This window comes from Halosimplex pelagicum (assembly GCF_013415905.1).
In the GTDB taxonomy this organism is placed as follows: Archaea; Halobacteriota; Halobacteria; order Halobacteriales; family Haloarculaceae; genus Halosimplex; species Halosimplex pelagicum.
In genome coordinates this window covers 1,071,098-1,088,568 of record NZ_CP058909.1, presented here as the reverse complement: position 1 = coordinate 1,088,568, position 17,471 = coordinate 1,071,098, and the positions used below count along the sequence as shown (strand labels likewise).

Genomic DNA, 17,471 nt, shown 5'->3' with positions numbered 1-17,471 from the left:
CACAGTTCCGCAATTATACCAAGAGTGACGACCGAACGCGATCTCCGCGTCGGTCCGGGCCGGATCCGCGAAACGTGACAGTGACCGGACGATCAGAACGAGCGGGCAGGTTCCACGTGAGTGAAACGACGGGGTGCGGTCGCTACTCGTCGACGACGACGACCTTGACCTGCTGGACGCCGCCGAGCGCCCGGAGTCGGTTGGCGAGTTCGGTGATGTCGCCGGCCGACCCCTCGACGACGAGCGTCTCCATGCAGGTGTCGTGCGAGAGGTGGATGTGCTGGACGGAGGTGATCGCCTCGGCCATCTCGTGCTGGATCGTCTGGAGGTCGTCGGCGATGCCGTCGACGTGGTGGTCGTGGACGATCACGATGGTGCCGTGGTGGTGGCCGCCACCGCCGGTCTCCCACTCGTAGTCCGCGAAGAAGTCCCGCAGCGAGTCCCGGACCGCCTCCGACCGGCTGTCGTACTCCCAGTCGTCGACGATGCCGTCCAGCCGCTCGACCATCGACGACGGCAGCGTCAGGCTGATGCGGTCGATGTCGTCGCTCATGTACCCGGCTACGACGGTCGCCGTAATATGGCTGGTCACCCGCGGCCGACGCTGTCGCCGCCCCACCCCTCGACTCCCGGCGCCGGCCCAGTAATACTGCGCGATGAGAAAGTATTATCCGGTGCGACGGTGACCGGCGAGTATGCACATCCCGGACGGTTTCGTCGACCTGCCGCTGGCCGTGCTGTTCGCGGCGCTGTCGGTGGCGACCCTGAGCTACGCCGCCCGGCGCGTCGGCGGCGAGATATCGGACACCCGCGCGCCGCTCGTGGGCGTCGTCGCCGCGGGCGTGTTCGCCGCACAGATGCTCAACTGGCCGATCCCCGGCGGGACGAGCGCCCACTTCGTCGGCGGCGCCTTCGCCGCGATCTTGCTCGGCCCCCACCTCGGGGCGCTCTGCGTCGCGACGGTGGTCGCGGTCCAGGCGCTCGTGTTCGGCGACGGCGGGCTCGTCGTCCTCGGCGCGAACGTGTTCAACATGGCCATCGTCGAGGTGTACGTCGGCTACGCGATATACCGTATGGTCGCGCCGTACGGCGAGTTCCGCGCGGCCTTCGCCGCCGGCTGGCTCGGCATCACCGCCGGGGCGCTGACCGCCGGGCTCCAGCTCGGCCTCTCCTCGGCGTTCCAGTACGAACTGCTGACGACGCTGGCGATCATGGGCGTCGGCCACCTCGTCCTCGGGCTGATCGAGGGCGCCATCACGGCCGTCGTCTACCGCTACCTCGCGCAGGCGCGACCGGACCTGCGGCCGACGACCGCGCCGGAGCCGGAGGTGAGCGCCTGATGGCGCCCGACTGGTTCCCGAAGGCGGTCGCAGTCCTCGTCGCGCTGGCGCTGCTGGCGCCCGTCTTCGGCTGGGCCGCCGGCCAGGTCGGCTACGCCGAGCCCCTAGAGAACGCCGCCGAGGCGACCGGCGCCGTCGAGGAAGCCGAACCCGTCGAGTCGGCGCCGTTCCCCGACTACGGCGTCCCCGGGCTCGGTTCCGCGCCCGGCACGCTCGTCTCGGCGCTCGTCGGGACCGGGCTGACCCTGCTCGTCGCGTTCGGGATCGGCCGCGTTCTCGGGAGCGACGCCGACACGGACACCGACACCGACGCGGTGCGGTGAGCGGCGACCGCCGATGAGCCGGACGGACCTGCTCGACCGCACGCTCGCCGGGCTCTCCGAGCGCGCCCGGTGGTTCCTCCTCGCCGAGGACGCGCCCGATCGCGCGGGCTTCCTGCAGGCCGTCGCGCCGAGCGTCAAGCTCGTCGGACTGGTCGCGCTGGTCGCGCTGACGGTCACGCGTCGGGACCTCCAGGGGGTCGCGGCGCTGGCGACGCTGGCCGGCGCCCTCGCAGTCGCCTCGCGCGTCCCCGCGCGGACCTTCCTCGGTCGCGTCGCCGGCCCACCCGCGTTCGCGCTCGTCGCCGTCGCCCCCCAGGCGTTGCTGATGGGCGGACCGACGCTCGGCGGGACGCCGCTCTCGGCGGCCGGCGTCGCCTACGTCGCGGTCTTCACCGCCCGCGTCGGCGTCTGCGTGGCCTTCCTCTCGCTGCTGCTGCTGACGACGCGCTTCTCGGACCTGCTCGGCGGGCTCGCGCGCCTGCGGGCGCCGGCCATCGCCGTCTCGCTGCTGGCGATCACCTACCGCTACCTCCTCCTCTTTTTCGCGGAACTCGAACGGATGGCCCGCGCGCGCCGGAGCCGGACGATCGCCGAGCCGGACCTGCGTCGGACCTGGCGCGATTCGGGGAACTTCCTCGGGACCTTCCTCCTGCGGAGCGTCGAACGCGGCGAGCGCGTCGAACGCGCCGCTCGCGCCCGCGGGGGCGGTGGCGGCCCGCGGCCGACCGCCGACCGGACGCCGCTCGGCCGGGCCGACGCCGCCTTTGGACTGGTCGTCGCCGTCGCCATCGTCGGGGTGGGACTGGCGTGAGCGACGAGGACGCCGGCGATCCAAACACACCGGCCATCGACGCGACCGGCCTCCGCTACGCCTACCCGGACGGCACGCCCGCGGTCGACGGCGTCGACGTGACCGTCGAACGCGGCGAGCGGGTCGCCCTGCTCGGCCCGAACGGCGCCGGCAAGTCGACGCTGCTCCAGCTGCTCGGCGGCCTGATCGACCCCGACGAGGGCCGGGTTCGCTACTTCGGGGAGACGACCGACGCCGACGCCGTCCGCGACCGGTTGAGCGTCCTCACGCAGAACCCCGCCGACTACCTGTTCAACCCCACCGTCCGCGAGGACCTGGCCTACGGCCCCGCCCAGCAGGATCTGCCCGACGGCGAGGCCGAGGCCCGCGTCGAGCGCGTCGCCGAGCGGCTCGACCTGACCGAGTTGCTGTCGAAACCGCCCTTCCGGCTCAGCGGCGGCCAGCAGCGCCGGGCGGCGCTGGCGAGCGCGCTCACCGTCGAGCCCGACGCGCTCCTGCTGGACGAGCCCGTGAGCGATATCGACGCCGCCAACCGCGAGACCGTCCTCGCCCTGCTCGACGAACTGGTCGCCGAGGGCGTCACGCTCGTCGTCTCGACGCCCGATACGGAGCTGGTCCCCCGGGTCGCCGACCGCGTGGTCCTGCTCGACACCGCCGGCCGCGTCGCCGCGACCGGCTCCACCCGCGAGATCCTGACCGACACCGCCCTGCTGACCGACTGCGACCTGCGGCCCCCGCAGGTCGTCCGGCTGTTCGACGGGCTGACCGACGACCCGCCGCTGACCGTCGAGGCGGCTCGCGACCGCCTCGGCGACGATATCTGATCGATTTTTCGATTCCCACCCATCGATTCGAACGATCGGGAGACTATCCGAGATCGGACGGTGCTATTTGCGCCGAAGCGAACCGCCTTGGGACGGCTATCCAAATAATCGCGCAGATGATCGACTATCGACCGAAACTGTCGACGGACGTGGTGGTATGACCGAGGAACTCGTCCCCGGCGAGGTGCGGGCGGCGGAGGGGACAGTGACGATAAACGAGGGTCGGGAGACGGCGGAAGTGACGGTCGGCAACGCGGGCGACCGGCCGGTGCAGGTGGGGTCGCACTTCCACTTCTTCGAGGCCAACGCCGCCCTCGAGTTCGACCGCGAGGCCGCCTTCGGGATGCGGCTGAACATCCCCGCGGGCACCGCGGTCCGGTTCGAACCCGGCGACGAGCAGACGGTCGAACTCGTCGCTATCGGCGGCAAGCGCGTCGCCCACGGGATGAACGGCCTCGTCAACGGGAGCGTCGACGGCGACGCCGCGGCGGCGGTCGAGCGCGCCCACCGGCAGGGCTTCGGCGGGATCCCCGACCAGGCCGGGAAGCTCGACAGCGCGGACGAGTCCGCCGATGACACGACAGACGCGACCGACGACACGGAGGACGAGCCATGACACGCGAGGTCGACCGCGAGGCCTACGCGGAGCTGTACGGCCCGACGACCGGCGACCGCGTGCGGCTGGGCGACACCGAGCTGTTCGTCGAGGTCGAGGAGGACCTCCGAACGCCGGGCGACGAGGCGGTCTTCGGCGGCGGGAAGACCCTGCGGGACGGCCTCGGGCAGTCCCCGAGCACGACCCAAGAGGAAGGCGCACTGGACTGGGTGCTGACGAACGCCCTGGTGATGGACCCGATTTTGGGGATCGTCGCGGCGGACATCGGCATCCGCGACGGCGAGATCGCCGGCGTCGGCAAGGCCGGCAACCCCGACACGATGGACGGCGTCGACATGGTCGTCGGCCCGTCGACCGACGTGTACCCCGCCGAGGGGAAGATCGCCACCCCCGGCGGGCTGGACATCCACATCCACTTCAACTCCGCGCAACTGCACGACCACGCGCTCGCGTCGGGCATCACGACGATGCTCGGCGGCGGCTACGGCGGCGGCGCGACCACGACGACGACCGGCCCGGAGAACATCAAGCGATTCCTGCAGGCCGCCGAGGAGTGGCCGGTCAACGTCGGCTTCTACGGCAAGGGCAACGCCTCCAAGCCCGGCCCCCTCCGCGAGCAGGTCGAAGCGGGCGCCTGCGGGCTGAAGCTCCACGAGGACTGGGGGTCGATGCCCGCCGCTATCGACACCTGTCTCGACGTGGCCGAGGAGGAGGACGTGCAGGTGTGCATGCACACGGACACGCTCAACGAGGCCGGGTTCGTGGAGAACACGTTCGCCGCCGTCGACGGGCGGACGATGCACCTGTTCCACATCGAGGGCGCCGGCGGCGGCCACGCCCCGGACATCATGGAGATGGTCGGCCAGCCGAACATGCTCCCCTCCTCGACCAACCCCTCGATGCCCTACACGGTGAACACCTTCGACGAGCACCTGGACATGGTGATGGTGTGTCACCACCTCAACCCCGACGTGCCGGAGGACGTGGCCTTCGCGGAGTCCCGCGTGCGCGCGGAGACCATCGGCGCCGAGGACGTGCTCCACGACGTGGGCGCCATCTCGATGATGACCTCCGACTCCCAGGCGATGGGCCGGATGGCCGAGGTGATCTGCCGGACGTGGCAGACCGCCTCGAAGATGAAGGCCCAGCGCGGCGCCCTCCCGGAGGACGAGGCGGCCGACACCCACGACGACGCGGACAACTTCCGCGCGAAGCGCTACCTCGCGAAGTACACGATCAACCCCGCCATCTCGGCGGGCATCGACGACTACGTCGGCACGCTCGAACCCGGGAAACTGGCCGACGTGGTGCTGTGGGACCCCGCCTTCTTCGGGATCAAGCCCGCGATGACGTTCAAGGGCGGGTTCCCGGTGTACTCGGAGATGGGCGAGGCCAACGGCTCGCTGATGACCTGCGAGCCGATCATGCAGCGCCCGCGCGCCGGCGCGGCCGGCAAGGCCAAACACGGCCTCTCGCTGTCGTTCGTCAGCCCGGCCGCCGCCGAGGCCGGCGTCGGCGAGGAGTACGGTCTCGACTGCCCCGTCGTCCCCGTCTCGGGCGCTCGCACGCCCGGGAAAGGCGACATGCACTACAACGACTACTGCCCCGACGACATCGAGATCGACCCCGAGACCTTCGAGGTGGAGGTCGACGGCGAGGTCGTCTCGGCGGAACCGAGCGAGGAGCTACCACTCGCCCAGCGGTACATGCTGTAACACTCAGGATGAATCTAACACCCAAAGAGCAGGAGCGGTTGACGGTCTTCATGGCCGCGGAGCTCGCCCGGCGCCGCCGCGACCGCGGCGTCAGGCTGAACCACCCCGAGGCGGTCGCGTTCATCTCCGACTGGTGCGTCGAGCGCGCCCGCGACGGCTGGGACGTGGCCGAAATACGGGCGGAGGCCTCCCAGCTGCTCGACCCCGACGACGTGATGCCCGGCGTCCCCGAGATGGTCGACATGATCCAGGTCGAGCCGGTCTTCCCCGACGGGACGAAGCTCGTCACCGTCCACGATCCGATCCGGTCGTCCGGCGCGATGGACCCCGGGAGCGACGACGCGGACGACGAGGCCACCGCCGAGGAGGGTGACGCGTGAGCCTCACCCACCGCGACGTGGCGACGGTCGGCATCGGCGGCCCGGTGGGATCGGGCAAGACCGCCCTGGTCACCGAACTCGTCCCGCGACTCCGCGACGCGGGCCTGGACGTGGGCGTCATCGCCAACGACGTACTCACCCAGGAAGACGCCGACGCCCTACGCGAGCGATTCGCCGGCGTCGTCCCCGAAGATCTGGTCGCGGGCGTCGAGACCGGCGCCTGCCCCCACACCGGCATCCGCGAAGACCCCTCGATGAACCTCGCGCAGATCGACGCCTTCCTCGCCGAGCACCCCGACCTCGATCTGGTGATCGTCGAGAGCGGCGGCGACAACCTCGCCGCGACGTTCAACCCCGAACTCGCCGACTACTCGCTGTACGTCATCAGCGTGGCGGAGGGCGAGGACATCCCGCGCAAGCGCGGCCCGGGCGTCGTCGACTGCGACCTGCTCGTGATCAACAAGACCGACCTCGCGCCCCACGTCGACGTGGATCTGGACGTGCTGGAGGCCGACGCCGACGACGTTCGAGAAGGTCCGTTCGTCTTCACGAACTGCAAGGCCGGCGACGGGATCGAGGCGGTACGGGAGCACGTCAGCGAGGGCGTGCTGTTCGCGTAAGATGGCGGCCGACACGCCCGAGCGGCCCCAGGGAGTCACGCACGAGGAACCGCCCCACCCCGCCTTCGCCGACTACGCCGAGGAGTCGCTCCCCGCGGCGGCGGTCGGCTCGCCCGGCAAGGACGGCCGGCTCGAACTCCGCTTCGCCGCCGACGAGGCTGGCGAGACGAACCTCGTGCGGGATCTGGCCCGGGCGCCGTTCCACGTCAGCGGCACGCTCGGCCACGACCCGCTGCCCGAAGCCGAGACGGTGTACGTCCAGTCGCCGACCGGCGGCGTCGCCCAGGGCGACCGCCACGACGTGACCGTCGAGGTCGGCGCCGACGCGGTGGCGCACGTCTCCACGCAGAGCTCCCAGAAGGTGCTCTCGATGGCGCGCAACTACGCCGCCGCGGACGTGTCGCTGTCGGTGGGCGCGGGCGGCCACCTCGACTACGTGCCCGAGCCGACTATCCTCCACGAGGACTCGCGCTTTTTCCAGCGACTCGGCCTCGACCTGGCGCCCGACGCGAGCGCCGTCGTCGGCGACGTGGTCGTCCCCGGTCGACTCGCCCGCGGGGAACGCTTCGACTTCGAGCGCTACCTCTCCCGGCTGCGCGTCCGCCGCGACGACGACCTGCTGGTCGACGACGCGACCCATCTCCGACCCGCCGACGCCGACCCGTCGGCGGCCGGCGTCATGGGCGAGTTCGCGGTCGTCGGGACGCTGTACGTGCTCGTCCCGCTCGGGGATTCGGACGCGCTCGACGACCTGAGCGACCGGCTCCACGCCGCCGCGACGGGCGCCGCGGAGGCTGACGGCGATGCGGCCGACGACGGCCGCGACGACACCGTGCGCGCGGGCGCGACGCGCCTGCCGAACGACGCGGGGTGCGTCGTCCGGGCGCTGGGCCACCGCGCCGAGACCGTGACCGCCTCGCTGCGAGCGGCGTGGGACGAGGCGAGAACCGACCTGCTGGGCGCCGGCGCGCCCGACTCGCGGAGGCCCTGATGCTCGTCGCCGAGACCTTCGTCGGGTCGCTCGACGACGAGTCCGTCGCCGAACGCGTCGACGGGGGCGACCCGCTCCACGTTGCGGTCGACGAGACCGAACGGCGGCGCTCGCGCTTCCGCACGACGACCGCCGACGGCACCGACCTCGGCGTCGTCGTCGCCCGCGAATTGCGCGACGGCGACGTGCTCTCGACTGGCGACCGGCTCGTCGTCGTCTCGCTCGAAGCGGTCGCGGCGATGGTCGTCGACTTCGGCGGCGTCGCGGACCCCGACCGCGCGGCGGTGACGACCGCGCTCGAACTCGGCCACGCCGTCGGCAACCGCCACTGGGATCTGGCCGTCGAGGACGGCCGCGCGTACCTACCCCTCGCGGACACCCGCGAGCGGATGGAGTCGACCGTCGAGCCGCACCTGCCCGACGGCGCGACTATCGGGTACGACGAAGTGGCGCCGGCGCTGTTCGACGAGGGCGGCGGAGCCGACCACGGTCACGGAGCAGCCGGCCACAGCCACGGCGACCACTCCCACAGCCACGACGGCGAGGGCGCCCACTCACACGGTCACGGCGAGGGCGGTCACGACCACGGCGTGCGCACGCTCGACCCGAAATCGGGGGGCGACGGCGCCGGAGGTGAGGAATCGTGAGCGACGAGGCGACGCTGGAGTCACTGCGGCTGGCCGACTCGTTCCTCCCGGTGGGGACCGACAGCGTCTCCTACGCCCTGGAGCAGTTCGTCGCCGACGACGCCGTGACCGACGCCGACGAGTTGCGCGAGCTCGTCGCGACGGTCCTCCGTCGCCAGCACGGCCGCGCCGACCTGGTGGCGTTGCGGGCGGCCCACGCCGCGGCCGCCGACGGCGACCTGTCGAAGGTCGAGCGCGCCGACCGGCGGCTGACCGCGGCGACGCTCGCGGCGGAGTTCCGCGAGAGCTCCGAGCGGACGGGCGACCGGCTGTTGACGCTCCAGCGGGACCTCCGCGACGAGGACCTCCTCGATGAGTACGGCGCGGCGGTCGACGCGGGCGACGCGCCGGGCAACTACGCCGTCGTCCTCGGGACCGTCGCGGCGCTGGCGGACGTGTCCGAGCGCGAGGCGTGCCTGCTGGCCTGCCACGAGTTCGCGACCGCGCAGCTCGGGGCAGCCCAGCGACTCATGCGGCTGGGTTCGACCGAGGTGCAGCGCGCCCTCGACGAGTTGCGACCCGCGATGGTCGAGGCCGTCGAGGCGAGCACGGAGCGGGGGATCGACGACATGGCGCCCTTTGCCCCGCTGATCGACGTGCGCTCCGCGGAACACGAGCGGGCCCAGCGGCGGCTGTTCCTGAGCTGAACGGCGGGCAGTGTTCGCGGAACGCGCGACCGCCTCAGACGCTGTCGAGGTCGATGTCGACGGCGAACCAGTCGAGGACGAGGACGACGACGGCGCCGACGACGGCCGCGACCGCGAACGCCTGAACGGTCGGCGTGTTCCAGACGACGGCGTACTCGTCGCCGTTCAGCGTCGTGATCGGCGCCCGGAGCGCCCCGAGCACGAGCGCGACGAGGAAGGCGAACGTCACCTCGCGGTTGGCGGCCAGCGCCTTCCGGATGAGGCGGGCGACGGTGAACAGCCCGACGAGCCCGCCGCAGACGAACGTGACCACGTCGACCGAGGCGCCGGCCAGCCCGTCGGTCGCGCCCCCGGTCGCGAGCCCGACCAGGCCATCGAGGAACGCGCCGAGGCGGTCGTACATGAAGGTGTACTGCCCGAGGATCACCAGCAGCAGCGACCCCGACAGACCGGGGAGGATCATCGCGCTGACGGCGACGGCGCCGGCGACGAAGACGACGAGGAGGCCCCCGCCGCCGAGCAGCGCTTCCGAGTAGCCCGAGGCGAAGAAGGCGACGGCCGCGCCGGCGACGGCGGCGACGACCTCGGGGACGGTCCGGATTCCGACCTCGCGCAGGAGGATGAGCGCGGAGGCGCCGATCAACCCGAAGAACAGGCCGAACATCAGGACGGGGGCCTCCTCGTCGGCCACTTCGACCGCCTGACCGACGGCGATCACTGCCGTTGCGATACCTCCCAGCAGGGCGATCAGGAACCAGCCGTCGACCTCTTCGAGGACGGCCGCGGCGCGGTCGAGCGAGACGCCGCCGTCCAGCGGCGTGAGCGCGCGGATACCGTCGAGGAAGCGGTCGAGCGAGACGGCGTTGATCGCGGCGATGAGCCGTTCGTAGATGCCGGCGATGAGCGCGACGGTGCCGCCGGAGACGCCGGGGACGCCGTCGGCGGTCCCCATGAACAGGCCGACGACGAACGTCCGCAGCCACTCGCGGACCGGCGGGACCGACTCGCGGAGCGTCACCTCGTCGCGGGCGCTGTCCGGGGCTGTCGTCATTCGACTACACGTTCGCCTATCGGCGGGAAGTCTCTTGTGGAACGGACGACCGCGGCCGAGTGTCGGCCGCGATCACGGGCGTGAAAATCCGGACGCGATGTCCGGACGGCGTGGGTTCGGGTGGGTGGGTGTGGGTGGTTCGGGTGCGGATTCCGAACGGGGTGAACGTTCGGACCGCGGTGGAATGGTGTGTGCCGAGCGGCCGTCCCGACCGCTCGGCCGGGAGGCTGCCCCGGCACGGTCGACCGCGGGCTCGCGAGCCTGACGGCTCCGTGTTCCGCTGCTTACCCGGCGACCGCGCCGGGGGCCGTAACCGCTCCTGACGCCATTCCATTTCCCACATCGAACCGGGGTTATGTAAATCTTATTGGTAGACGAAATAACTATACGGTCTGTCAGTTGTCGCAGTCGCCCGTCGGCCCCGCCGACGCGGGCGGCGCCGGATCGCCCCGGTCCGCGACTCTGTCACCCAAAGAACAATATCGGTCGAGCCGTTTCCTGTCGACAGATGCGAACTATCGGACACGCCACCGGGCCGGAACGCGGTCGACCGTCGGCCGGTCACGGACGCGTCGCCGCGTCGTCGGTGCGGTCACAGCCGAGCGACGCGCGGCCGCGCCCGGTCGCCGGGGGGCGACGATGATCCGGCGGTCGCTCGGGACCGCACTCCTGATCGCGGCGGCGGTCGTCGGGCTGGGCGCGGTCGCGGCCGTCGACCCCGGGAACCCCGCCGAGGGCGTCGACCGGGAGCGGAACGCGTCGTTCGTCGAGCGCCAGCCGTTCGTCGGGGCCGGCGACGGGGCCGGATTCTCCATCGGCTTCCCGTTCCCGATCCTCGGGGGCGTCTCGGTCCCGTTCCCCGGTCCCGCGCTGGTGCTCACCGCGCTCGCCGTCGGAGCGGCGGTCCTCTGGTACCGGTCCGACGCGGACGTGTCGCTGGAGAGAGTCGGCGACGACGACGAGAGCGGGGTGGACGGTGGCGACGTGGATCTGTCGGCGGTCGGACGAGCGGCCGGCGCGGCCGCCGACCGGATCGACGCCGACGCCGCCGTGGACAACGAGGTGTACCGCGCCTGGGACGAGATGCGCGCCCTGGTCGACGCGCCCGACCCCGAGACCACTGCGCCGGCGGAGTTCGCCGACGCCGCCGTCGCCGCCGGCATGGACCCCGACGACGTGGCCGAACTCACCGAGCTGTTCGCGGAGGTGCGCTACGGGGGGCGCGACCCCGCCGACCGCGCCGACCGCGCCGTCGCCGCGCTGCGCCGAATCGAGGCGGCCTACGCCGACGGCGATGGAAGCGACGACGGTGCGGCCGACGACGGAACCGCCGACTCCTCGACGGACGCGGCCGAGGACGGAGACGGGGACGGAACGGAGGGGGACCGACGATGAAGCGCCGGGGCTGGGTCGGCGTCGCCGTCGTCGCCGTCGGACTGGGGCTGGCCGCGTGGAGCGGCGGCCCCAGACCCTCCCGGGTCACGGCCGCGCTCGCGGCGCTCGCGGCGGTCGCCCTCGCCGTCGCGGGGCTGGCCGGCGCGGCGGGCCGCCGCTTCGTCGACCCCGACCGCTGGCGCCCGCGGGACCCCGAACGGGGCTATCTGGTCCCGGTTCCGGGCGACGAGGAGCCCACGTTCGCCGGGGCGCGGGACCGAAGCCGAGCGGGCGACGACGCGGCCGTCGGTCCCGGCGGAAACGGTGGGGAAGACGAGGACGGCGAGCGGAACGAAGCGGCGGCGGTCCTCGCCCACGAGACGGGCCACTGGACGGGCGTGGTGGCGGTCGCGCTCGTGCTGGGCGGGCTCGGTGTCGTCTCGCGGGCGCCCGGGCTGGTGCTCTCCGGGGTCGTCGGCGCCGCCGTCGCGGGCTACGCGGGCGCGGTCGAACCACCGGTCCGGGACGCCGAGACGGGCGACCCCGCGGTGAGCGTCCGCCGGCGGCTCGCCGAGGAGTCGCCCGAACCCGGCGACCCGGTGACCGTCGGCGTCGAACTGCGAAACGAGAGCGACGAGTACCTGACGGACGTGCGCGTCGTCGACGGCGTCCCCGACGAGATAGCCGTCGTCGACGGCTCGGCACGCCACGGCGCGCCGCTGGCCCCCGGCGGCCGGACGACGTTCACCTACACCGTCCGGGCGACGCGGGGCGAACACGACTGGACGCCGGCCGAGGTGACGGTCGCGGACCCCAGCGGCGCCGTCGAGTACGAGACGACCGTCGCCGCATCGACGACGCTGCGCTGTACGCTCCCGGTGCTGGACGGCGAGCGGGTGCCCGTCGGCGGGACGACAGCCGGCTTCGCCGGCCGCGTCGAGACCGACGAGGGCGGCCCCGGAATCGAGTTCCACGCCACCCGGGAGTACCGCCGCTCGGACCCCCTCTCGCGGATCGACTGGGGACAGCTGGCCAAGACCGGCGAGCTGGCGACCGTCGAGTTCCGCGAGGAGCGGTCGGCGGTCGTCCAGCTCGTCGTCGACACGCGGCGGGCCGCCTACCGCGCGTCGGCGCCCGACGGCTACCACGCGGTCGAGCGCGGCGTCGACGCCGCCCACCGCGTGTTCGACGCGCTCCTCGACGCCGGCGACCGCGTCGGCTTCGAGACGTTCGGCCGCGAGCGGGAGGGGTGTCGGCTCGCCCCCGGCGCCGGCGGCGACCACCGCGCCCTCGGTCGCGAGTTGCTGAACGTCCACCCCGCGCTGTCGCCGGTCCCGCCCGCCCGGAAGCTCCACGAGCGCTACCCGCCCGACCGGCGCGAGACCCTCCGAACACAGCGTATCCGCCGGATCCACCGCCGGCTCGACCCCGACACGCAGATCATGCTGGTCTCGCCGTGTTGCGACGACTACCCGCGGCGGGTCGCCCGCCGTCTCGCCGCCTACGGCCGCGACGTGACCGTCGTGAGCCCCGACCCGACCGTCCGCGACACCGAGCCCCACGAGCGCGCCGCGGACGAGCGCGACGAGCGGCTGTCGTCGCCCCGGTCGGCCGGCGTCCGCGTCGTCGACTGGGAGGAAGGCGAGCGGTTCGACGCCGCGCTGGCGCGGGCCCGACGGCGGTGGTCGACGTGAGCGACGCGACCGACCGGGCGCCCGCCGCGGACGGTCCCGCCGCCCCTGGCGACGAGTCGGGGATGGACCCGAAATCGGGCGGAGCGGACGACGGCGGACCGGCCGGTCGTGAGTCCGCGGCGGGCGCGCCGGCCGCATCCTCGGCCGGGGCGACGGCCGGAACGCGCGCGACGGCCGCGTCGGTCGACCGTTCGCCCGCGCGGACGAGCGCTCGGCTCGCGGTCGCGCTGGCGGCGGTCGCCGCGCTGTGGCTCCCGACGACCGGCGGGCGCGCGCTCGGGCTCGTCGGGACGGCCCTCGTCGCGGTCGGTGCCCTGCGGGGCCGTCGACGGCGGGTCACCGCCGGCGCCGTCGCGCTCGTGGCCGGCGTCGCGTCGGCGGGGCTGGCCGGCGCGCCGGTGCTCCCGCTGGTCGGCGCGACGCTGTGCTCACTGCTCGCGTGGGACGCCGGCCGCTACGGGATCACCGTCGGCGAACAGCTCGGCCGCGGGGCGTCGACCACCCGCCTCGAACTCGCGCACGTGGCCGCGACCGCCGCGGTCGGGACCGCCGCGGCGCTGCTCGGAACCGCCGCCTACCTCGTCGTCGACACCGGCACCGACGGCGTCGCCGTCGTCGTCCTCCTCGTCGGCGTCGGCCTCGTGCTCTCGGCGCTCCGGTGACCGAGCTATCGGCCGCTGGCAGGCCCAGGGTTCCGAGCGGAACGGACGGAGAGATGGCGTAACACCTATCCCGAGGGTCGCGCGAAGTGGAGGCATATGGACACGCGGTCGCGACTGGTCCGCGCGCTCGACACGCCGGTGCTGTTCTGTCGGCACGCGAACCGGCTGTATCACCGTCGGCTCGGGCTCCGGCGGTGCAACGAGGCGGGGACGGACCCGTTCGAGGCCGACTGGGACACGCTGGTCGTGCTCGACGCCTGTCGGTACGACATGTTCGAGCGGCGGTCGACGCTGCCGGGCGACCTCGAACGCAGACAGTCGCGCGCGTCGACGACCGTGGAGTTCCTGCGAGCGAACGTCGACGGCCGCAACCTGCGCGACACGGTGTACGTGACCGCGAACCCGCAGCTGCACCAGCACCGCGAGTCGATCCGGGCGGAGTTCGCCGACATCGTGGAGGTCTGGTCGGGCGACGGCTGGAGCGACGAACACGGGACCGTCCTCCCGGAGACGGTGACGGCGGCGGCGCTGCGAGCGAACGAGGAGTACCCGAACAAGCGGCTCGTCGTCCACTACATGCAACCCCATTACCCGTTCGTCGGGGCGGACGCCGACTTCGACGGCGGTGACTTCACCGACCCCGAGGCGACCGAGGAGAACGTCTGGGTCCAGCTGTTGCAGGGGCGGGTCGACGTCGACCGCGAGGCGGTCTGGGAGCTGTACGACGCCAACCTCGACCGGGCGTTACCCCACGTCGAGCGGTTGCTGCGCGACCTCGACGGGAAGACGGTCGTCACGGCCGACCACGGGAACATGGTCGGGGAGCGGTCGTTCCCGATCCCGTTCCGGGAGTGGGGCCACCCGCGCGGGATCTACACGCCCGAACTCGTCGACGTGCCGTGGCTCGTCTACGAGGACGGCCCGCGCCGGACCGTCGACGCGTCGGCGCCCGCCGCCGCGGACGGATCGCTCGACGACGACGTGGTCGCCGACAGGCTGCGGGACCTGGGGTACGCGGAGTAACCGTGCGGGTCGGCTTCGTCCACCCGACGTATCCGCAGGGCGAGGGGACGGGCGCGACCCACAGCGCCTCGCGGATCGTCTTCGAGCTGGCCGACCGCGGCCACGACGTGACGGCGTACTGCTGGGCGGACCCGCCGGACGACGCCTCGTTCGCGGCGGACATCTCGGTGCGCCCGCTGGACACGGACGGCTACCCGTACCACTCGGCGCTGCAACTGGACGCCGCGCTGCGCGGGCGCCTCGACGAGTTCGACGCCTACGACGTGGTCCACAGCTACGTGATGAACAGCCTCCCGGCGCTGGGCGAGGTCGCGGCGGAGACGACGGCGGCGACGGTCCTGACGCTGAACGCCTACGGCGCGGTCTGTCCGAAGAACGACCTCCGGTACATGGATCGGGAGCCCTGTTCGAGCAACGGGCTCGCGAAGTGCGCGGCCTGTTCGGTGGCCACGAGCGGCGGCCACGACGAGGACGGCCCCCTGTACCGGTCGGCCAGCCGGCTGGGCTACCTGAAACTGGTCCGCGACGGCGAGCGCGTGGCCGACCGGATCGACGGCTACCACGCGCTCTCGCCGCACATCCGCGAGACCTACGCCGACTTCGGCTTCCCGCGCGACCGACTCTCCGTGATCCCGAACGTCCTCGACGAGCGCTTCGACGGGCCACACGAGAGCGACTTCGAGGCGCCCTACGACCTGCTGTACGTCGGCTCGCTCGACGAACACAAGGGCGTCGACCGGCTGGTGCCGGTCCTCGACCGGCTGAACCGGTCGGGCGACGGGCCGTTCCGTCTGACCGTCGTCGGCGACGGCGGACTGCGGACCGACCTGGAGGCGGCGGCCGAAAAGCGGGGGCTCGACGAGGCCGTCACGTTCACCGGCTGGCTCGACAACGACGACCTCCCGGCGCTGTACGCCGCCCACGACTGTTTCCTCTACCCCGGCCGGTGGGACGAGCCGTTCGGCCGGGTGTTCCTCGAAGCGCTCGCGGCGGGGACGCCCGTCGTCGCCAGCGACGTGGGGAGCGTCGCCGAGATCGTCGGCGACGGCGGACGGGTCACCGACGGCTCCGTCGAGGGGTTCGCCACCGCGATACGCGAGCTGTTCGACGGGGACGCCGCGGCCACGTCCGCGGCGGCGAAACGGACCGTCGAGCGTTACCGGGCCGACGCCGTCGTCCCGCAGTTCGAGGAGCTGTACGAGCGAGCCGTCGAGCGGTCCGACGCCGACGAGCCGTAGCGACCCCGGCTCGGTCGGCGGTCGGCGTCCGGCGGTCGGTGGTCGGCGTCCGACGACGGGTGTGATTCGGGACGGATCCGTTCCGTGGGCGGCACGGACCCCGACAGATCTGCACGCAAAGCGTTCGAACGCACGTTTTTAGGCCAGCCAAACAATATGTGAAAGCCTTTTACCGTCGACCGACGAGGTGCGGGCAGGCTGAATCGAACGATGGGAACGACGCCACCGCAGCCGGGTCCCGGGAGCGCTCCGTCGTGACGGTCATCGACGACTCCGGGCGCCTGTTCGGTCGGGTCAACGTCTACGACGCGCTGGTCGTGGTCGTCCTCGTCGGCGCCGTCGGCGCGGGCGTCCTGTTCGTCGACCCGTTCCCCGAGGGCGGCGACCCGGCCGCGCGCTACGCGACGGTCGACCTGGGCCAGCAGCCGCTGTCGACGGCCGCCCGCATCGCCGAGGGGAACGGCTCCGGCGGCGCGCTGGCGGTCACCGACGCCTACGTCGGGCCCGGCGACGGCGAGGCGGCGTCGGTCGTGGTCCGCGTGCGGGTCAACGGGACGCTCGTCGACGACCCGGCGGCGGAGGCCCCCGTCTTCGAGTTCGGGGGCGAGCCCCTGCGCCGGGGCGACGAGCTGGCGCTGGAGACGGCCGCCTACGACGCCGAGGGCGAGGTCGTCGAGCTCGGAGGGTCGAACGCGACGCTGGAGACGGGCCGGCTCCCCGTCCTCGTCGAGGCGAGCGTCCCGCCGGCGACGGCCGACCTGGTCGACCGCGGCGACGGCTACCGGATCGACGACCGGACGGTCGCGACGGTCACCGACACCACGATCGCCTCCGTCGGGGCGGGCAACCGGACCGCCCTGCTCGGGCTCTCGCTGCGGACGGTCCGCTACGGCGGGGCCACCTACTTCGGCGACAGGCGGGTCCTCGTGGGCCAGACCGTCCCGTTCCGCACCGAACGCTACGCGCTGTCGGGGTCGGTGACGCGGTGGGGCAACGCCTCGCTGCCGGGCGAGCCGGCGACCGCGACCGCGGTCGTCCGGGTGGACGATGTCAGGCCGGACATCGCCGACGGCCTCGAAGCAGGGATGGTCGAACGGCGCGACGGGACGACCCTCGCGGCGATCACCGACGTGCGGACGGAACCGGCGCCGGTCGTCCTCACCAGCGAGGACGGCAACATCTACGAGCGCGAGCACCCGCGGAACGAGGACGTGTACCTCACCGTCGACCTGCGCGTGCGGCGGACCGACGACGGCCTCCGCTTTCGCACCCGACCGGTCCGGGAGGGCTCGAACCTGCTGCTGGACTTCCGGACCGTCGCCGCCGACGGGACCGTGATCGACGTGGACGCGTGACGCCGGCGGCCGCCCGACGCGCGATCACCGACGCGATGGCCGCTCCGGCCCGCGACCGCGGCCGGACACCCTCTTTTCGGCCACCCTAAAAATCGGAAGCGTTTTGAGGGTCGCCTAAAAT

The 17,471-nt window shown here is 72.7% G+C and carries 19 protein-coding genes; 17 read left to right on the top strand and 2 right to left on the bottom strand.

Annotated elements, in window-relative coordinates:
* Positions 1-142: 142 nt before the first annotated feature.
* Positions 143-553, bottom strand: coding sequence for a nickel-responsive transcriptional regulator NikR (gene nikR / locus HZS54_RS05615; protein WP_006882023.1), 411 nt, complete (start codon positions 551-553; stop codon positions 143-145).
* A gap of 142 nt (positions 554-695) precedes the next feature.
* On the opposite strand from nikR, the gene HZS54_RS05610 reads away from it, so the two are divergent.
* From HZS54_RS05610 to HZS54_RS05560, 11 genes are all read left to right on the top strand, one after another.
* Positions 696-1,340, top strand: coding sequence for an energy-coupling factor ABC transporter permease (locus tag HZS54_RS05610; protein ID WP_179920958.1), 645 nt, complete (start codon positions 696-698; stop codon positions 1,338-1,340).
* The gene (locus HZS54_RS05605; protein ID WP_179920957.1) at positions 1,340-1,663 is read left to right on the top strand and encodes a PDGLE domain-containing protein; all 324 of its coding nucleotides are present in this window, start codon (positions 1,340-1,342) and stop codon (positions 1,661-1,663) included. The genes HZS54_RS05610 and HZS54_RS05605 overlap by 1 nt, the downstream gene beginning before the upstream one ends.
* A 13-nt stretch (positions 1,664-1,676) precedes the next feature.
* Complete coding sequence (gene cbiQ / locus HZS54_RS05600; protein WP_179920956.1) at positions 1,677-2,474, top strand: cobalt ECF transporter T component CbiQ; 798 nt, start codon at positions 1,677-1,679, stop codon at positions 2,472-2,474.
* Positions 2,471-3,298 (top strand): energy-coupling factor ABC transporter ATP-binding protein, encoded by an 828-nt coding sequence (locus HZS54_RS05595; RefSeq protein ID WP_179920955.1) that lies wholly within the window; start codon positions 2,471-2,473, stop codon positions 3,296-3,298. The genes cbiQ and HZS54_RS05595 overlap by 4 nt, the downstream gene beginning before the upstream one ends.
* Before the next feature lie 157 nt (positions 3,299-3,455).
* Positions 3,456-3,914 carry an urease subunit beta gene (locus HZS54_RS05590; protein WP_179920954.1) on the top strand — a complete coding sequence of 153 codons (459 nt, stop codon included), beginning with the start codon at positions 3,456-3,458 and terminating at the stop codon, positions 3,912-3,914.
* Positions 3,911-5,629: an urease subunit alpha gene (ureC, locus tag HZS54_RS05585; RefSeq protein ID WP_179920953.1), complete on the top strand. Its 1,719-nt coding sequence runs from the start codon at positions 3,911-3,913 to the stop codon at positions 5,627-5,629. The genes HZS54_RS05590 and ureC overlap by 4 nt, the downstream gene beginning before the upstream one ends.
* Before the next feature lie 8 nt (positions 5,630-5,637).
* Complete coding sequence (locus HZS54_RS05580; RefSeq protein WP_179920952.1) at positions 5,638-6,009, top strand: urease subunit gamma; 372 nt, start codon at positions 5,638-5,640, stop codon at positions 6,007-6,009.
* Positions 6,006-6,629: an urease accessory protein UreG gene (gene ureG, locus HZS54_RS05575; RefSeq protein WP_179920951.1), complete on the top strand. Its 624-nt coding sequence runs from the start codon at positions 6,006-6,008 to the stop codon at positions 6,627-6,629. The genes HZS54_RS05580 and ureG overlap by 4 nt, the downstream gene beginning before the upstream one ends.
* 1 nt (position 6,630) lies before the next feature.
* Positions 6,631-7,620 carry an urease accessory protein UreD gene (locus HZS54_RS05570; protein WP_179920950.1) on the top strand — a complete coding sequence of 330 codons (990 nt, stop codon included), beginning with the start codon at positions 6,631-6,633 and terminating at the stop codon, positions 7,618-7,620.
* Complete coding sequence (locus tag HZS54_RS05565) at positions 7,620-8,267, top strand: urease accessory protein UreE (protein ID WP_179920949.1); 648 nt, start codon at positions 7,620-7,622, stop codon at positions 8,265-8,267. Before HZS54_RS05570 ends, HZS54_RS05565 begins: the two co-directional genes overlap by 1 nt.
* On the top strand, positions 8,264-8,953 hold the full coding sequence (locus HZS54_RS05560) for an urease accessory protein UreF (protein WP_179920948.1): 690 nt from the start codon (positions 8,264-8,266) through the stop codon (positions 8,951-8,953). The genes HZS54_RS05565 and HZS54_RS05560 overlap by 4 nt, the downstream gene beginning before the upstream one ends.
* A gap of 34 nt (positions 8,954-8,987) precedes the next feature.
* Here the strand turns inward: HZS54_RS05560 and HZS54_RS05555 are convergent, their stop codons facing one another.
* Entirely contained in the window at positions 8,988-10,004 is a 1,017-nt protein-coding gene (locus HZS54_RS05555) for a DUF368 domain-containing protein (protein ID WP_179920947.1), read from the bottom strand.
* A 639-nt stretch (positions 10,005-10,643) separates the two neighbouring features.
* On the opposite strand from HZS54_RS05555, the gene HZS54_RS05550 reads away from it, so the two are divergent.
* From HZS54_RS05550 to HZS54_RS05525, 6 genes are all read left to right on the top strand, one after another.
* Positions 10,644-11,399 (top strand): DUF4129 domain-containing protein, encoded by a 756-nt coding sequence (locus tag HZS54_RS05550; RefSeq protein ID WP_218927121.1) that lies wholly within the window; start codon positions 10,644-10,646, stop codon positions 11,397-11,399.
* Positions 11,396-13,072 (top strand): DUF58 domain-containing protein, encoded by a 1,677-nt coding sequence (locus HZS54_RS05545; protein ID WP_179920946.1) that lies wholly within the window; start codon positions 11,396-11,398, stop codon positions 13,070-13,072. The genes HZS54_RS05550 and HZS54_RS05545 overlap by 4 nt, the downstream gene beginning before the upstream one ends.
* Positions 13,069-13,734, top strand: a complete 666-nt coding sequence (locus HZS54_RS05540; RefSeq protein WP_179920945.1) for a DUF7519 family protein — start codon at positions 13,069-13,071, stop codon at positions 13,732-13,734. The genes HZS54_RS05545 and HZS54_RS05540 overlap by 4 nt, the downstream gene beginning before the upstream one ends.
* Before the next feature lie 96 nt (positions 13,735-13,830).
* Positions 13,831-14,757, top strand: coding sequence for an alkaline phosphatase family protein (locus HZS54_RS05535; RefSeq protein WP_179920944.1), 927 nt, complete (start codon positions 13,831-13,833; stop codon positions 14,755-14,757).
* A 2-nt stretch (positions 14,758-14,759) separates the two neighbouring features.
* Positions 14,760-15,995 (top strand): glycosyltransferase family 4 protein, encoded by a 1,236-nt coding sequence (locus tag HZS54_RS05530; protein WP_179920943.1) that lies wholly within the window; start codon positions 14,760-14,762, stop codon positions 15,993-15,995.
* Positions 15,996-16,249: 254 nt separating this feature from the next.
* A complete protein-coding gene (locus HZS54_RS05525; RefSeq protein WP_179920942.1) occupies positions 16,250-17,350 on the top strand; it encodes a DUF4330 domain-containing protein in 1,101 nt (366 codons plus the stop codon).
* Positions 17,351-17,471 lie beyond the last annotated feature (121 nt).

What these genes read in the sequence shown, in the direction of transcription:
- HZS54_RS05580 (WP_179920952.1), top strand. Translation starts at nt 5,638, where the DNA reads ATGAATCTAACACCCAAAGAGCAGGAGCGGTTGACGGTCTTCATGGCC.
- HZS54_RS05570 (WP_179920950.1), top strand. Translation starts at nt 6,631, where the DNA reads ATGGCGGCCGACACGCCCGAGCGGCCCCAGGGAGTCACGCACGAGGAA.
- ureC (WP_179920953.1), top strand. Translation starts at nt 3,911, where the DNA reads ATGACACGCGAGGTCGACCGCGAGGCCTACGCGGAGCTGTACGGCCCG.
- HZS54_RS05550 (WP_218927121.1), top strand. Translation starts at nt 10,644, where the DNA reads ATGATCCGGCGGTCGCTCGGGACCGCACTCCTGATCGCGGCGGCGGTC.
- HZS54_RS05610 (WP_179920958.1), top strand. Translation starts at nt 696, where the DNA reads ATGCACATCCCGGACGGTTTCGTCGACCTGCCGCTGGCCGTGCTGTTC.
- HZS54_RS05535 (WP_179920944.1), top strand. Translation starts at nt 13,831, where the DNA reads ATGGACACGCGGTCGCGACTGGTCCGCGCGCTCGACACGCCGGTGCTG.
- cbiQ (WP_179920956.1), top strand. Translation starts at nt 1,677, where the DNA reads ATGAGCCGGACGGACCTGCTCGACCGCACGCTCGCCGGGCTCTCCGAG.
- nikR (WP_006882023.1), bottom strand. Translation starts at nt 553, where the DNA reads ATGAGCGACGACATCGACCGCATCAGCCTGACGCTGCCGTCGTCGATG.
- HZS54_RS05590 (WP_179920954.1), top strand. Translation starts at nt 3,456, where the DNA reads ATGACCGAGGAACTCGTCCCCGGCGAGGTGCGGGCGGCGGAGGGGACA.
- HZS54_RS05605 (WP_179920957.1), top strand. Translation starts at nt 1,340, where the DNA reads ATGGCGCCCGACTGGTTCCCGAAGGCGGTCGCAGTCCTCGTCGCGCTG.
- HZS54_RS05555 (WP_179920947.1), bottom strand. Translation starts at nt 10,004, where the DNA reads ATGACGACAGCCCCGGACAGCGCCCGCGACGAGGTGACGCTCCGCGAG.
- HZS54_RS05545 (WP_179920946.1), top strand. Translation starts at nt 11,396, where the DNA reads ATGAAGCGCCGGGGCTGGGTCGGCGTCGCCGTCGTCGCCGTCGGACTG.
- HZS54_RS05565 (WP_179920949.1), top strand. Translation starts at nt 7,620, where the DNA reads ATGCTCGTCGCCGAGACCTTCGTCGGGTCGCTCGACGACGAGTCCGTC.